The following is a 15,442-nucleotide window of genomic DNA, read 5'->3' as shown; positions in this document are numbered from 1 at the left end:
ACGACCTCGGGCTGAGAACGGTGCTCACCGGCCGACGGCTCGGCCACCAGCCTCCCACCCCAGTCCTTCCGGAGGGGTGACTGCACTCCCATTAGGCTGCACGCTAGCCAGGCCTCAGCGCCGCTCGACAGGCACCTGGATCTCGAGGCGGCCCTTCACGGTGACGCCGTCGGAGGAGTAGGTCGGGATCTCCAGCGGCTCCCGCTCCACCTCGCGCCAGCGCTCGAGCTCCTCCAGCGTCTCCGGGGTCGCCCCGGCGAGCTTCTCGAGGCGGCTGGCCTCGACGTACCCGCCGACCATGTCCTCGCCGCGCACCTCCACGAGGTCCGGCTCGCCCATCGGGCTGGCCACGCCGTAGGTCTGGCCGCGCTCGTTGACGCCGAACGGGATCTGGTCCACCTCCACCGGCTCCACCACCAGCTCCCAGGAGGCCTCATCGGTGACCTGGATGGTGAAGGCGCCGTCGGCCTGCTCGACCGGCACGAGGAAGGACCGCGGGAACTCCTGGTAGGCCTGCTCCGGCAGACCGTCGACGGGTCGGCAACTGACCGTCGCAGCCCGGAAGGGCCACATCGCCAGGGCGTCGCCCTCGCAGTCGACGCGCAGCCGCAGCGCCTCGGTGCCCTCGGGCCGGCTGATGCCGGCGAGGTCGACCTCCTGCACGCCTGAGCCGGTGAAGGTCGTCGGCTCGGCGAGCGCCGTGGAGCCGAGGACGGTCCCCGGGGAGCGGTTGCTGAACTCGAACCCGGGGCTGGTGGTCACCACGCTCCCCGCCGGGCCGGTCGGACCGGGGTCGCCGGGGATCACCTGGGTCACGCCCCAGCCTGCGAGGACGACCGCGAAAGCCCCCGCTGCGGTCACGGCGGCGGTCCGGCGACGTCGTCGGACCACCCGCTGCCCGATCTGGTCGAGGCGGTCGGCCTCGTCGGGCAGGTCCGGCGGCAGTGCCTTGAGCTGCTGGCTGAGCTGGTCGGTGGTCGTCATCGCACGTTCTCCTCCTGCTCGACGGCGGTGCGCAGACTCGCGAGCGCCTTGGCGGTCTGGCTCTTGACGGTGCCTTCCGAGCACCCCATGGCCCGTGCCGTGTCCGCGACCGACAGGTCCTCGAAGTGCCGCAGGACGACGCACTGACGCTGCCGCACGGGCAGCGCGCGCAGGGCGCGGGCCAGGTCCAGCCGGTCCGGTATGCCCCGCTGCGGGTCGTCGGTCTCCGGACGCGCCGGGCGCACGTCGCGGTCCCCGGCACCGGCGGCTGCCCTGGCGAGGTCCTCGGTCGGCCGCTCGCCGCGCCACCGCCGGGACCACCAGCTCGCGTTGGTCCGCACCATCACCCGGCGCACGTAGGCCTCCGGGTGCTGGTCGTGGATCCGGGACCAGTGCGGCCACGCCCGTGCCAGGGCGGTCTGCAGCAGGTCCTCGGCCGTGTGCGCGTCGCCGGTCAACATCCACGCGGTGCGCAGCAGGGCCGGCGAGCGCTGGGTCACGAACTCGCGGAACCCTTCGGGTTCACGCACCATGGTCCATCCCTTCGCTCGGGTGCTCTCCTGGATGAACCGGCTGGGGGTGCGGATCGGTTGCCTCGGCCGCCTCAGCCCTCGCGCCGGGCCTGCCGACCGATGCTCATGCCAGCCAGACCGTGGTGTCCCGCTGCAGCAGCCGCTGGCCGTCGGCACCGGTGTGCAGGAAGCCGCTGCAGACCAGCACGTCGCGGTCCTCGGGGACTATCACCGGGTCGTCGCCGAGGTTGGTGACCACGGTGACCGGCGGCCCGTCGGCGCGGGCGTTGGTGAACGCGACGACGTCGTCGGGCAGAGGCATACCCCCGAGGTCGGTGACCCACTCGAGTCCGCCGACGCCGAGGTCGTGCTCGCGCCGGAGCCGCAGCAGCGTGCGGTAGAGCTCGAGCGTGGACCCGGCGACGCCCTCCTGCCGGTCGACCGACAGCGGGCCGTAGAGCAGCGGCTGCGGCAGCCACGGCTCTGCGTCAGTGACGTCGCCGGTCCCGAAGCCGAAGGACGGCTGGTCCGCGACCCACGGCAGCGGTATGCGGCAGCCGTCGCGGCCGGTTTCCTCGCCCTGCGTCCGGTGGAAGGCGGGGTCCTGGCGCACGCCGTCCGGCAGCGCCGTGTGGTCCGGCAGGCCCAGTTCCTCGCCGTTGTAGAGGTAGGCCGACCCCGGCAGGGCGAGCATCATCGCGGTCGCGGCGCGGGCCCGGCGCAGCCCGAGGACGGCGTTGGGCTGCGGGTCGTCGACGCCGATGCCGTTGGGGCGGGGCGACCCGACCGGCAGGCCCATCCGGGAGGCGTGCCGGACCACGTCGTGGTTGGAGAGCACCCAGGTCGTGGGTGCGCCGACCTCCTCGGCGGCGACCAGCGAGGTCTCGATGATCCGGCGCTGGTCGGTCGCGCGCCACGGCGCCTGGAGGTAGTGGAAGTTGAAGGCCTGGTGCATCTCGTCCTCCCGGACGTAGGCCATCGTGCGCTCCTGCGTGGGCAGCCAGGCCTCGGCGCACAGGATGCGGTCCCGCGCCGGGTCGCCCTCGGGGTTGTAGGAGTCCAGCACCCGGCGCCACCCGCGGTAGACCTCGTGCACCCCGTCCTGGTCCCACATCGGGCCCAGGTCCCCGTGCACCAGCGGCTCGTCGTCGGCGCCGGCCATGACGGCCCGCTGCTCCCAGTCCGGCAGCTCCGGGTCCTTGACCAGCGAGTGCGCGACGTCGACCCGGAAGCCGTCGACGCCCCGGTCCAGCCAGAAGCGCAGGATGTCGTGGAACTCCTCGACGACCTCGGGGTTGTGCCAGTTGAGGTCGGGCTGCTTGGTGTCGAAGAGGTGGAGGTACCACTGGCCGGGCTGGCCGTCGGCCTCGGTGACCCGGGTCCAGGCGATCCCGCCGAAGACGCTCTTCCAGTTGTTGGGGGGCTCGCTGCCGTCGCCGCGGCCGTCCCGGAAGATGAAGCGCTCGCGCTCGGGGCTCCCCGGGGCGGCCGCCACGGCCTCCTCGAACCACAGGTGCTCGTCGCTCGTGTGGTTGGGCACGAGGTCGACGAGCACCCGCAGCCCCAGGTCGTGGGCCGTGGCGATGAGGCTGTCGGCGTCGTCCAGGGTGCCGAAGACCGGGTCGATGTCTCGGTAGTCCGCGACGTCATACCCCGCGTCGGCCATGGGGGAGAGGTAGAACGGGCTGATCCAGATCGCGTCCACGCCCAGCTCGGCGAGGTAGGGCAGGCGGGAGGTGATGCCCGGGAGGTCACCGACCCCGTCGCCGTCGTGGTCGGCGAAGCTGCGGGGGTAGACCTGGTAGATGACGGCGTGGCGCCACCAGGGCGAGTCGTGGGTCGTGGGGGCGTGGGTCGTGGGGGCGTGCGTCGAGGGGGAGGCGGTCACGCTGCGCAACGCTATGTTGCCGCGCCCCCGCCCGCGCAACTCGACCGACCGTGCGGCCGGTCAGTCCTCGGCGAGGGTGTTGACCATCGCCTGCGCGGCGTGCGCCATGTAGGCGCGCATCTGCTGCTCGTCCAGGGCGCTCATCCGGTCGCTGACGGTGTCGAGCGCGGTGTTCATGTGGTGCAGCCAGCGGTCCCGCTGCGCGGGCGTGACGCGGAACGGGTGGTGGCGCATACGCAGGCGGGGGTGGCCCCGCTGTTCGGAGTAGGTCGTGGGGCCGCCCCAGTACTGCTCGAGGAACATCCGCAGCCGGACCTCGGCCGGGCCGAGGTCCTCCTCGGGGTAGAGGTCGCGCAGCGGCGGGTCCTGGGCGACGCCGCGGTAGAACTCGCGCACCAGGACGACGAAGAAGTCGTGGCCACCGACCCGCTCGTAGACGGTGGTGGGGACGTCGGGGGAGGGCTGGGTCACCCGTCCATGGTGCCAAACCCGGACGGCCCCGGACGACGCCGCAGCAGAGCCCCGCCGGTTCCCGGGTTGTCGGCACCGGCCTCTAGGCTCGGACCCGTGCCGGCCAGATCCTCGTCCTACCCCGGTATGGGCGCGGTCCCGCACGACGACGGCGTGACCTTCCGCGTGTGGGCACCGCAGGCGCGGCAGGTCGCGGTGGTGGGCGACTTCTGCGGCTGGGACCAGCGGCGGCGCACCGTCCTCGCGAAGGACCACCACCGCTCCGGCACCTGGTCCGCCTTCGTGCCGGGGGCCGGTGCCGGCACCCACTACCGCTTCCTCGTGCGCCGTGGCGGCCCCTACCTCTCGCGACAGGACCCGTGCGCCCGGCAGGTCACCGGTGCGCGGGGGGCCTCGGTCGTCTTCGACCCGCGGCGGATCGACTGGGGCGGCGAGCACTTCACGGCGCCGGGGTGGGACGACCTCGTCGTCTACGAGCTGCACGTGCCGACCTTCGCCGCCACGGCCGAGGGCCCCGGCACCTTCGACACCGCCATCGGGCGGCTCGACCACCTCGCCTGGCTCGGGGTCACCGCGGTCGAGGTGATGCCGCCCTTCGAGTTCGCCTCCGGGACGAGCTGGGGCTACAACCCCTCCCAGCTGTATGCCATCGAGTCCAGCTACGGCGGGCCGTGGGCCTTCGCGCGCTTCGTGCGCGAGGCCCACTCCCGAGGCATCGCGGTGCTCCTGGACGTCGTGCACAACCACGTGGGTCCTGACGGTCCCCACCTGTGGCGCTTCGACGGGGCCGCCGGGCGCCGCCGCTACGGCGGCGCCTACTTCTACAACGACCGCCGGGCCCTCACCCCGTGGGGGGCGACCCGGCCCAACTACGACCGCAAGGCGGTCCGCAACTTCCTGCGCGACTCGGCCGTCATGTGGCTGGAGGACTTCCGGGTCGACGGCCTGCGCTTCGACGGCACCAACTTCGTGCGCTCGCGGTGGGGCGACGTGCGCGACCCCGCGCACCACATCGCGGCCGGCGACCGCTACCTGGCCGCGCTCACCAGCGACCTGCGCTCGCGCCAGCCGTGGAAGCTGCTGGTCGCCGAGGACATGCAGCGCGACCTCGCGGTCACCCGGTCGCCGCAGGAGGGCGGTCTGGGCTTCCACAGCCAGTGGGACGCCGGTTTCGTGCACGCGGTCCGGGGTGCGCTGGAGGCGGTCGACGACGGCGCCCGCGACGTCCGGGCCGTCGCCGCCGCGGTCCTGGGGCAGGGCGGTCCCCTGCACGAGCGGGTGGTCTACACCGAGTCGCACGACGAGGTGGCCAACGGCCGCGCCCGGGTGCCCGAGCAGATCATGCCCGGGCAGGCGGACTCGTGGCACTCCCGCACCCGCAGCGCCCTCGGGCTGGCGCTCACCCTGACCGCCCCCGGGATCCCCATGCTCTTCCAGGGCCAGGACGTGCTGGAGGACGGCTGGTTCACCGACACCCGCCCGGTCGACTGGGCCAAGGCCCACCATCGCGCGGGCTTCCTCCACCTGGTGCGGCAGCTGGTCCAGCTGCGCCGGGACGCCTCCGGCACGACCCGTGGCCTGCGGGGCAGGCATACCCACGGCTTGCGCGCGGACGACGGGCTGCTCGCCTACCACCGCTGGGACCGGGGAGGTCCGGGCGACGACGTCGTGGTCGTCGTCAACCTCACCACCCACCCCCGGCGCGACGTGCGTCTCGGGCTGCCGAGACCCGGCCGGTGGCGGGTCCGCTGCAACACCGACGCACCGTCCTACGGCCCCGGGCTGGGGTCCGTCCACGCGCACGACACCGACACCGAACCGCGCCCGTGGGACGGTCGGTCGGACAGCGCGCTGGTCAGCGTCGGTCCGTATGCCGCGCTGATCCTCTCGCAGGACTGATGACGACCTCGCGCGGTCGGCTGCTCAGCACGCCGGCCACCGGCGTCACATCCGCACCAGCTCGATCGTGAAGTCTTCGTAGTCCTCGACGACCACGGTCAGCCGCGGCTGGATCGGGCCACCGTAGGAGTAGCTGAGCGGTGTCTCCGAGGCCACCGCCTGGTCGGTCCAGCTCGACCACCACCCGCCGGTGCCGTGCAGACCGTCGACCGGGTGATCGTCTACCAGGAAGCGGATGCGGCCCTTGCCCTCGGTGCTGATCCGGGCGCCGAACCCGCCGGCGGGCACTTCCAGCACGGTGGTGCCGTCCTCGTCGAGGTCGGCCGGCCGGAGGGTCTCCAGCGGGTCGCCACGCAGACCGTAGTCGGAGCGGCCGGGATCCTCCCCGGCGCGCCACACGTGCTCCGGGACCGCGGCGGCGGCGAAGTCGAACTCCTCGTAGGGCACCGGCGCGTAGCCGACGAGCAGGCTCGTCGGCTTGCCGGGCGTGGCGGGTGCCGTGGCGCGCAGCGGTGCGTCGGCGTCGTCCAGGGGGAAGGGATCGGCCCAGGGAGCCGCGAGCCCCTCGACCACCTGGGACGGGTCGAGCATCGTGTAGACCGGGATGGCCTCCTCGCCACGCTGGAGCAGCCCCTCCCCGGCGAAGGGGGCCCAGCGCGACGCGCTCTCGGGAGCCTCCTCGAGCAGCAGGGACCAGACCAGCGCCGACGGGTCCGCGGGAGGGGACTCGAGCTCGCGGGCGTGCGCGTCCGCCGGGAGCTCCCACGTCCCGACGAGCCGGTGCCCCGAGACCAGGGTCGGGAGGTCGGGCGGCTCCGTCCTGGCCGCGGGCGAGAGGTCGACGTCCACCGGCGAGGTGTCGGTCGCCACGACCTGCACGTGGTCACCGTTGCCCTCGGCCATGACCTCGACGACCGCCTCGCGCCGCTCGCCCGGAGCGGGCAGCGCCTCCGGTGGGAGGGGGAACTCCCGCTCCTGCCCCGGCGCGTAGACCGTCCACCGCCCGTCGCGGAGCCCGGGGTCCTGCTCGCGCCAGTCGGCCTCGCCGTCGGCCCAGGCGGCCAGGTCGCCGTCGTCGGTGACCGGCGAGCCGTCCACGGTCACCGATACCGCGCCGGTGCGGCCCGCCCAGACGCGGATCGTGGTGTCGGCCCCGAGCTCCACCGCCTGCACGCGCCGGGTGTAGGGCGCCATGCGGAACGGGACGGCTGCCTCGGCCTCGACGACCGTGCTGTCCGCCGGCACCGCCGGGGCGTCCGTCCGGTCCCCGTCGGGGAAGGGGGTCTGGAAGACCTCGGGATCCTCGGCGTAGACGCCGAGCGCTGCCTCCCCGTCGGGCGGCAGGTCGCCGGTGACCGCCACCGTCGCCAGACCGCCGGGTGGCAGGGTGACGAGGTGGTCCTCGGTGACGGCTGGCTCCCCGTCCCGCCCGGCGCACGGCACGGGTATGCGCTCGCCCGCCACCGTGACCATCCCGGCGGGGGTCTCGAGGTTGCGGTCCTGCGTCGGGGGCATGTCGCACCAGAGGACCGCGAAGGTCGCGAACAGCGCCTGGTCGCCTCCCAGCTCGACGTCGACCTGGTCACCGGCCGCGAGCACGACGGACTCCTGCAGCCGCAGCCCGGCCGCAGCCCGCGGCGGCGTGCCGTCGTCCAGCTCGAAGCCGGCCTCGGTGAGGTCCACCGCGCTGACCTGGGCCGTGCCCGTCGCCCGCGTCGGTGTCGCCTCGTCCGGTCCGGCGGGCTCCTCGCGGTCGAAGGAGAGCGCATACCCGCCCAGCACAGCGAGCGGAACGGCCGCCGCAGCGGCCCACCACCACCGTCGGTCTCGGTCCGGCGGCTCCGGCGATGCCTGCGCCACGGCGTCCCCGAGCTCCTGCTGCAGCTGGTCACCGGTCAGCGCGTGCCGGTGCGCCAGCGCCTCCAGCGCCACACCCACACCCTCCTGGTCCGGCACGAGCCGACCGACCCGGTCCGGGGCGATCCGCAGGGTCGCGGCGATGTCGGCGACGCTGGCCCCCTCGACGAGACGCAACACCGCGGCGGCGCGTGCCCGGGGCGCGAGCCGCGCCACCACGTCCCCGGCGTCGCGGGCCGCGGTCGGGAGCGTCCGCTCACGCCGTCGGGGCGCGGTGCGCACGAAGGTCCGGACCAGCCGCTGCCGCAGGTCCTGCGCCGTCGGTGCCCCCGGCGCGTGGGCCAGGGTCAGACCGGTGAGGCGGGTGGCGGCGGCCTGGTCGCCGGTGAGCATGACGGCGAGGCGGTGCAGCCCGGCACCGTGGACGCCCACGAGCTCCTCGGCGCCGGTCCCTGCCTCCGTCGGCCTCCCTGCCATGCGGCCAGTCTCGCAAAGTCCTCAGCGATCCGCCGGTGCGAGCAGCCCGGCGCCCCGAGATCCGGCCGAGGTGGTGACGAGGACGGAGTCGCGGTCCTGCGTGACCGACAGGGGCGGCGCAGCCGCTCAGAACTGGGCGTCCCCGAAGGGCGAGATCCGAGGTCCGCGGACGCCCTCGTCGTCGAAGCGCTCCTTGGCGCGCTCCCGGATGACCCGGGGCACCCCCCACTGCTCGCCGGGGCGTGTCTTGGCGAAGACCCGCAGCGTCATCGTGCCGCCGGAGACCGACTCGACCCCGGCCACCGAGGGCTCCTCGAGCAGCTTGTCCGACCACTCGGGGTCGGCATACACCTGCGCGGAGACCTCCCGGAGCAGGGGTATGACCCGGGCCGGGTCCTCGTCGTAGGCGACCGGGATGTCGATGGTCGCCACCGCCCACCCCTGGCTCTTGTTGCCGATGCGGATGATCTCGCCGTTGCGGATGAACCACACGACGCCGCTGGCGTCGCGCAGCCGGGTGACCCGCAGCGTGACCTCCTCCACGGTGCCCACCGCCTCGCCGGTGTCGACGAGGTCGCCGACGCCGTACTGGTCCTCGATGATCATGAAGATGCCGGACAGGAAGTCTTTGACCAGGGACTGGGCGCCGAAGCCGATGGCCACGCCGCCGATGCCCGCGCTGGTGAGCAGCGGTGCCAGCGGCATCCCGAGCTCGGCCATGATCGTCAGCAGCGCCACCGTGGCGATGACGAAGGTCGCGATGCTGCGCAGCAGCGAGCCCATGGTCAGGGCGCGCTGGCGCCGCCGCTCCCGGCGGGCACCGGTCGCGGTGTCGAAGGCGCGCTCCAGCGAGGAGCGCTCGTGCTCGTCGGCCCGCTTCGCCGCGCCGTCGACGACGCCGCGGATGGCGCGGTGCGCGGCCCAGCGGGCCACGACGGCGAAGAGCAGGATGAGGACGACGCGCAACGGGGCGCCGAGCAGCCAGTCCACGGTCGAGTCCCAGGTGTCGAACGGCAGGTCGAGGCCAGACATGCCTGCCATTGTGGACCTGCGCCGCAGTGCTGACAGACTGGCCTCGAACCCGCCCCGCCCGAGAGGTCAACACCCCTGTGACGCAGCGCACGCCCGCACTCGCCCACCTGGCCGACGCCTACGGCATCGCCACCGAGTTCTGGGACTGGCAGGGCCAGCACACCGAGGTCCCCGACGAGACCGTCGTCGCGGTCCTCGCCGCTCTCGGTGTCGACGTCTCCGGTGACTTCGTCGGCCGCGAGCTGAGCCGGGCCCAGGAGCGGGAGTGGCGGCGGACGCTGCCCCCGGTCCTCGTGATCGCCCAGGGCGCCGACGCGACCGTGCCCGTGCACGTCCGCCCCGGCGTCGAGCCGGCGGGCGTGGTGCGGACCGAGGACGGCGAGGAGCTGCGGCTCACGGCGATGGCGGGCGAGCCCGAGCAGCGCGACGTCGGCGGGACGCCCGTGCGCCGTGTGCTGCTCCAGGTGCCGTCCGACCTCCCGCTGGGCTGGCACGAGGTGGTCGTGACGGTCGACGGCGAGGGTGCCGGGGGGACCGAGCGGATGCCGTTGGTCATCACGCCGCCGCGGCTGGAGCTGCCGGACGCGCTCGCCGGTGAGGGCGCCCAGGGCTGGGGTCTGATGACGCAGCTGTATGCCATGCGCTCCTCCGCCTCGTGGGGCCTGGGCGACCTCGCCGACCTGGGTGAGGCCGGGGCCTGGGCGGCGGGCATGGGCGCGGACTTCGTGCTGGTCAACCCGCTTCACGCGGCGGAGCCGGTGGGGGAGATGGAGCCCTCGCCCTACCTGCCCACCAGCCGCCGCTTCGTCAATCCCATCTACATCCGGGTGGAGGACGTGCCGGAGGTGGCCTACCTGTCGGCGGCGCAGCGCCAGCTCATCGAGTGGCACGCCGACGACGCGCAGCGCTACCTCGAGCTCGACACGCTGGAGCGGGACCCGGTCTGGGCGGCGAAGGAGGCCGCGCTGCGGCTCATCCACCGGCAGCCGCGCTCGTTGCGGCGTGCCCGCGCCTTCCACGCCTTCGTCGAGCGCGAGGGGCAGGGTCTCGTCGACTTCGCGACCTGGTGCGCGATCAGCCAGGAGCACGGCACCTCGTGGCGGCAGTGGCCCGAGGAGCTCCAGGACGCCCGCGCGGAGGCGGTCGAGGCATACCGTCAGGCGCACGAGGCCGAGGTGGAGTTCCACTGCTGGTTGCAGTGGGTGCTCGACGAGCAGCTCGGCCGGGTGCAGCGCGACCTGCTCGACACCGGGATGTCGCTCGGCGTGATCTCCGACCTCGCCGTCGGGGTGCACCCGGACGGCGCCGACGCCTGGGGGCTCGGCGACGCGCTCGCGCGCGGCGTGACCGTCGGCGCTCCCGCGGACCAGTACAACCAGCTCGGGCAGGACTGGAGCCAGCCGCCGTGGCGCCCGGACAAGCTCGCCGAGCTGGGGTATGCCCCCTACCGCGAGATGGTGCGCGCCGCGCTGCGCGACAGCGGCGGCCTGCGGGTGGACCACGTGATCGGCCTCTTCCGGCTGTGGTGGATCCCGGACGGTGCCGAGCCCTTCCAGGGCACCTACGTGCGCTACGACCACGAGGCGATGATCGGGATCCTGCTGCTGGAGGCGCACCGGGCCGGTGCCGTCGTCATCGGCGAGGACCTCGGCACCGTGGAGCCGTGGGTGCGTGACTACCTGCGCGAGCGGGGCGTCCTGGGCACCTCGATCCTGTGGTTCGAGCGGGACTGGGACGGCGACGGCCGGCTGCTGGACCCCGAGGCCTACCGCGAGCTGTGCCTGGCGACGGTCACGACGCACGACCTCCCGCCGACCGCCGGCTACCTGCAGGGCGTGCACGTCGACCTGCGCTCCCGGCTGGGCCTGCTGGACCGGCCCCTGGAGGAGGAGCAGGCGGAGGAGGCACGCTCCCGCGACGAGGTGCTGGCCGACCTGCGCCGCCGCGGCCTGCTGAGCGAGGGCGCGGACCTCGACGAGCAGGTGCGGGCGCTGCACGCCTTCCTCACCCGCACGCCGGCCAAGCTCCTCGGCGTCAGCGTCAGCGACCTCGCCGGCGACACCCGGGTCATCAACCAGCCCGGCACCGACGAGGAGTACCCCAACTGGCGGGTGCCGCTGGCCGGACCCGAAGGTCGCCCTGTGCTCCTCGACGAGCTCGTCACCTGGCAGACCGCCCGGCGGCTCGCGCGGGCGGTGAACGACCCCGCTGCACCTGCGCGCCTCGGCGACGGGAGTTTCTGAGCCTTGACGCCAGATCGACGCGGTGCCTACATCGTCCTGGGCGGCTTCTGCGTTCAGCTGCTGCTTGCCGCGATAAGCATCGTCACCGACGGTGGGAGCCGATACTGGGCCTGGGCCGTGGTGAGTCTGGCGGGCGCCCTCCTGGCGGGGGTCTATCTGATCAAGATCAAGAAGACGGGGTCGGAACGCTCCTGAGAATCGAATCATCCGGGCAGGTGCACGGTCAGGGCTGGCCCGCCCCTCGGTCCGACGCACGGGCTGATCGAGGCGGACTGACCGGGGTGCTGCTGGTCTGGGACGAGCACGCCTGGGAGGACTACCTCTGGTGGCAGTCGCAGGACTGCAGGGTCCTCCGACGCATCAACTTGCTCTTGAACGACATCCAGCGCAACGGCAATGCGGGCATCGGCAAGCCGGAAGCACTGAGGCACGACGTCGCCGGCTACTGGTCGCGGCGCATCACCGACGAGCACCGACTCGTCTACAAGATCGCCGCGCACGAGATCCGCATCGCCGCATGCCGCTACCACTACGGATAGATTCAGCCCGCTGACCGTCGGAATCGCACGGTCTGACCCGGCCTGGCCTGCGCGGCCAGCGGCACGTCGAGGGCGTCGACCACACCGATGACGGGGTAGCCGCCGGTGACCGGGTGGTCGGCCAGGAAGATGGTCGGCTGCCCCGAGGGTGGGACCTGCAGGCTGCCGAGGACCATGCCCTCGCTCGGCAGCTCCTGCGTGTCGGAACGTTCGAGTGCCGGGCCTTCCACCCGGGCGCCGACCCGATCGGAGTCGGAGCTGAGCCGGTATGCCTGCGCGAACAGGGTGCGCACGGCCTCGTCGGTGAACCAATCGTCCCGAGGGCCCAGCCGCACCCGCAGGACGATCTCGTCGGCGGTCGGCGGGTCGACCGGCGCGGCGTCCACGACCGGGTCGGTCTGCGGCGCCGGCCCGACCGGCAGGACCGTCCCCTCGGTCAGCGGCTCCGGCCCCAGACCCGCCAGCGTGTCTCGCGAGCGAGAGCCCAGGACCGGTGGCACGTCGACACCGCCGCGTACGGCGAGGTAGCTGCGCAGGCCGACAGCGGGCATACCGAGGGAGAGCTCGGCGCCGTCCGGGAGCCAGTGGACCGCGTTCGCCGCGGCGTCGCGACCGTCCACCGCCAGGGGGCAGGGGGCACCGGTGAGCGCGACGTGCACACCACCGACGGCGCGCACGGTCAGCCCGCCCAGGGTGACCTCCACCGCGGCCGCCCCCTCGTCATTCCCGAGCAACCGGTTGGCCAGCCGCAGCGAGGGCCGGTCCGCGGCACCGGAGCGGCCGACGCCCAGGGCAGCCAGCCCCGGACGTCCGATGTCCTGCACGGTGGTCCCGGGCCCGGCGGCCAGCACCTCCAGCGCGGAACCCCCCGACCCGGTCACGCCTCGACCTCCACGAAGCGGACCCGCGTGCCCGGCACGAGCAGCGCCGGCGGGTCGCGCTCGACGTCCCACAGCGTCGCGTCGGTGCGGCCGATGAGCTGCCAGCCGCCGGGGGACTCGCGCGGGTAGATCCCGCCGAATTCCCCGGCCAGCCCGACCGCGCCCGCCGGCACCCGGGTGCGCGGCGTGCTCCGCCGCGGCACGTGCAGCCGGTCGTCCTGGGCGACCAGGTAGCCGAAGCCGGGGGAGAAGCCGCAGAAGGCGACCCGCCACTCCTGCCCGGTATGCGCCTGCACCACCTCGCGCGGGCCCATCCCGGTGTGCTCGGCGACCTCGGCGAGGTCGGCGCCGTCGTAGACCACCCCGATCTCGACGCTGTCGGCCGCCGGCGCCGCACCGGGCTGCAGCGTCGTGGAGCGCACCACCTCGGCCACCGCCGCCGGGTCGGTGAGCGCGGGATCGAGCTGCAGCAACAGCGTCCGTGCGGCCGGCACGAGGTCGACCACACCGGTTGGCGAGGCCTCCTGCAGCGCGGCGTGCAGCGCGAGCACCTGCTCCAGGTCGTCCAGCTCGACCAGGAGCCCGGCCTCGCCGCAGGGCAGGCAGCGCATACCGTCCCCTAGTCCTCGGCCCCGACGAACGGGCGCAGCCGCACGCCCGCACCCTCCAGCGCCGAGCGAACCGCCTGGGCGATCGCGACCGCGCCGGGGCTGTCGCCGTGGACGCACAGCGAGCCCGCGCGCACCGCGACCTGCGTGCCGTCCACCGCCTCGACGACGCCCTCGGTCGCCAGCCGGACGCACCGGGCGGCGATCTCGTCGGGGTCGTGCAGGACGGCACCGGGCTCGCTGCGCGGGACCAGTGTGGCCTCCGGGGTGTAGGCCCGGTCGGCGAAGGCCTCCTCGACGATCCGCAGCCCGGCCTCCTCGGCGCGTCGCAGCCACGCCGAGCCCGGCAGCCCCAGGACGGCGAGTCCGGGGTCGTAGGAGCGCACCGCCTCCACGACCGCGCCCGCCTGCTCCTCGTGGTGCACGATCGCGTTGTAGAGCGCGCCGTGCGGCTTGACGTAGGCCACTCGGGTGCCCTCGACGCGGGCCAGGGCCTCCAGCGCCCCGATCTGGTAGAGCACGTCGTCGACCAGCTCGGCCGGCGGGACGTCGAGGAACCGGCGGCCGAAGCCCGCCAGGTCGCGGTAGCCCACCTGGGCGCCGACCACGACGCCACGGGCCGCTGCGTCGGCGCAGGCCCGGCGCAGCACCCCCGGGTCACCGGCGTGGAAGCCGCAGGCGACGTTGGCGCTGGTGACGACCTCGAGCATCGCCTCGTCGTCGCCGAGCCTCCAGCGACCGAAGCTCTCGCCGAGGTCCGCGTTGAGGTCGATGTGCGTCATGTCTGCCTCACTCCCACAGCTGGGCGATCCCGCCGAGCGACTGCCAGGCGAGATAGAGCGTCAGAAGCCACACTGCCAGACCGCACAGGCCCAGCCATAGCGGGTAGCGGTAGCCCTGCAGCAGGTCCTGGCGGCGCAGGGCCACCCACACGATGACGCCGAGTCCGACCGGCAGGATCAGCCCGTTGAGCGCTCCGGCCAGGATGAGCAGCGTGACGGGAGCCTGCCCCAGGGCGACATAGACCACCGTTGACAGCGCGATGAACCCGACGACGACCCAGCCCCGGTGCCGCTGCAGCCAGCCCGAGAAGGTGGCGAGGAAGGACACCGAGGTGTAGGAGGCGCCGACCACGCTGGTGATCCCGGCCGCCCAGAGGATGACCCCGAAGATGATGAGCCCGACCTCGCCGAGCGCGGCCTCGAAGGCGGACGCCGGAGGGTTCTCCTCGGACAGGGCGACGCCCCCGGCGACGACGCCGAGCACGGCCAGGAAGAGCAGCCCGCGCATGATGCCCGCGACGAGGATGCCGGTGACCGACACCCGGCTGATCTCCCGGACATGCTGCGGCCCGGTGATCCCGGAGTCCACCAACCGGTGGGCGCCGGCATACGTGATGTAGCCGCCGACCGTCCCGCCGATGAGAGTGACGATGACCAGGAAGTCGACCCGGTCCGGACGCACCGTCTGACGCAGCGCCTCGCCCAGCGGGGGATCGGAGGTGATCGCCACCCAGGTGACCATGACGATCATCACCAGCCCGAGCACGACCACGATCCGATCCATGGCCACCCCGGCACGCTTGCTGAGGAAGATGACGATCGCCACCAGCGCTGAGGCGGCGCCGCCGACCCGCGGGTCGAGCCCGAGCATCGCGTTGGCTCCCAGCGCGGTGCCGCCGATGTTGCCGATGTTGAAGACGAGCCCGCCGAAGACGACCAGCGCCGCGAGCAGGTATCCGGCACCCGGGACCACCCGGTTGGCCAGGTCCTGCGCCCGCAGCCCGCTCACCCCGATGACCCGCCACACGTTGAGCTGCACGGCGATGTCGACGATCACCGAGATGAGGATCGCGAAGGCGAAGGCCGCACCCAGCTCGGCGGTGAAGACCGTGGTCTGGGTGATGAACCCGGGCCCGATGGCGCTGGTCGCCATGAGGAAGACGGCGCCGAGCAGGGCACCACGTCCCGCCCGGGCGGAGACCGGGGTGCGCGGCGACCCGGTGGACGCTGGTGGTTGCTTCATGTGCTGATCCTCCCCGTGGGAGCGGT

At 73.6% G+C, this 15,442-nt stretch carries 13 protein-coding genes; 3 read left to right on the top strand and 10 right to left on the bottom strand.

Going from position 1 to position 15,442, the window contains the following annotated elements:
* Positions 1-114 precede the first annotated feature (114 nt).
* The 4 genes from BJF86_RS06840 to BJF86_RS06825 form a co-directional block, all read right to left on the bottom strand.
* Complete coding sequence (locus BJF86_RS06840; protein ID WP_075817646.1) at positions 115-984, bottom strand: hypothetical protein; 870 nt, start codon at positions 982-984, stop codon at positions 115-117.
* On the bottom strand, positions 981-1,517 hold the full coding sequence (locus BJF86_RS06835; protein ID WP_075817644.1) for a SigE family RNA polymerase sigma factor: 537 nt from the start codon (positions 1,515-1,517) through the stop codon (positions 981-983). The genes BJF86_RS06840 and BJF86_RS06835 overlap by 4 nt, the downstream gene beginning before the upstream one ends.
* Before the next feature lie 103 nt (positions 1,518-1,620).
* On the bottom strand, positions 1,621-3,384 hold the full coding sequence (locus BJF86_RS06830) for a glycoside hydrolase family 13 protein (RefSeq protein WP_075817652.1): 1,764 nt from the start codon (positions 3,382-3,384) through the stop codon (positions 1,621-1,623).
* Positions 3,385-3,444: 60 nt separating this feature from the next.
* Positions 3,445-3,855 carry a globin gene (locus tag BJF86_RS06825; protein WP_022924279.1) on the bottom strand — a complete coding sequence of 137 codons (411 nt, stop codon included), beginning with the start codon at positions 3,853-3,855 and terminating at the stop codon, positions 3,445-3,447.
* A gap of 96 nt (positions 3,856-3,951) precedes the next feature.
* Here BJF86_RS06825 and BJF86_RS06820 point away from each other — a divergent pair, with 96 nt between their 5' ends.
* A complete protein-coding gene (locus tag BJF86_RS06820) occupies positions 3,952-5,754 on the top strand; it encodes an alpha-amylase family glycosyl hydrolase (protein WP_237768110.1) in 1,803 nt (600 codons plus the stop codon).
* Positions 5,755-5,799: 45 nt separating this feature from the next.
* On the opposite strand, the gene BJF86_RS06815 is transcribed toward BJF86_RS06820, so the two are convergent.
* Positions 5,800-8,088, bottom strand: coding sequence for a hypothetical protein (locus BJF86_RS06815; RefSeq protein WP_075817640.1), 2,289 nt, complete (start codon positions 8,086-8,088; stop codon positions 5,800-5,802).
* A 126-nt stretch (positions 8,089-8,214) separates the two neighbouring features.
* Positions 8,215-9,120, bottom strand: a complete 906-nt coding sequence (locus tag BJF86_RS06810; protein WP_075817638.1) for a mechanosensitive ion channel family protein — start codon at positions 9,118-9,120, stop codon at positions 8,215-8,217.
* Between the two features lie 77 nt (positions 9,121-9,197).
* On the opposite strand from BJF86_RS06810, the gene malQ reads away from it, so the two are divergent.
* Positions 9,198-11,363, top strand: a complete 2,166-nt coding sequence (gene malQ, locus BJF86_RS06805; protein WP_075817636.1) for a 4-alpha-glucanotransferase — start codon at positions 9,198-9,200, stop codon at positions 11,361-11,363.
* A gap of 281 nt (positions 11,364-11,644) precedes the next feature.
* The gene (locus BJF86_RS06795; RefSeq protein ID WP_075817632.1) at positions 11,645-11,902 is read left to right on the top strand and encodes a Txe/YoeB family addiction module toxin; all 258 of its coding nucleotides are present in this window, start codon (positions 11,645-11,647) and stop codon (positions 11,900-11,902) included.
* Positions 11,903-11,904: 2 nt separating this feature from the next.
* Here BJF86_RS06795 and BJF86_RS06790 read toward each other — a convergent pair whose 3' ends face one another.
* From BJF86_RS06790 to BJF86_RS06775, 4 genes are read right to left on the bottom strand one after another with little or no spacing between them, the layout of a single operon-like run.
* Positions 11,905-12,783, bottom strand: coding sequence for a biotin-dependent carboxyltransferase family protein (locus BJF86_RS06790; RefSeq protein WP_075817630.1), 879 nt, complete (start codon positions 12,781-12,783; stop codon positions 11,905-11,907).
* Entirely contained in the window at positions 12,780-13,394 is a 615-nt protein-coding gene (gene pxpB / locus BJF86_RS06785) for a 5-oxoprolinase subunit PxpB (protein WP_075817628.1), read from the bottom strand. The genes BJF86_RS06790 and pxpB overlap by 4 nt, the downstream gene beginning before the upstream one ends.
* 8 nt (positions 13,395-13,402) lie before the next feature.
* Complete coding sequence (locus BJF86_RS06780) at positions 13,403-14,173, bottom strand: LamB/YcsF family protein (protein WP_075817626.1); 771 nt, start codon at positions 14,171-14,173, stop codon at positions 13,403-13,405.
* 7 nt (positions 14,174-14,180) lie between these two features.
* The gene (locus tag BJF86_RS06775) at positions 14,181-15,416 is read right to left on the bottom strand and encodes an NRAMP family divalent metal transporter (protein ID WP_075817625.1); all 1,236 of its coding nucleotides are present in this window, start codon (positions 15,414-15,416) and stop codon (positions 14,181-14,183) included.
* Positions 15,417-15,442: the final 26 nt, after the last annotated feature.

This window comes from Serinicoccus sp. CNJ-927 (genome assembly GCF_001942435.1).
In the GTDB taxonomy this organism is placed as follows: domain Bacteria; phylum Actinomycetota; class Actinomycetes; order Actinomycetales; family Dermatophilaceae; genus Ornithinicoccus; species Ornithinicoccus marinus.
Note: the sequence above shows the minus strand (reverse complement) of the source record. Positions and strands in the feature narration are given on the sequence as shown.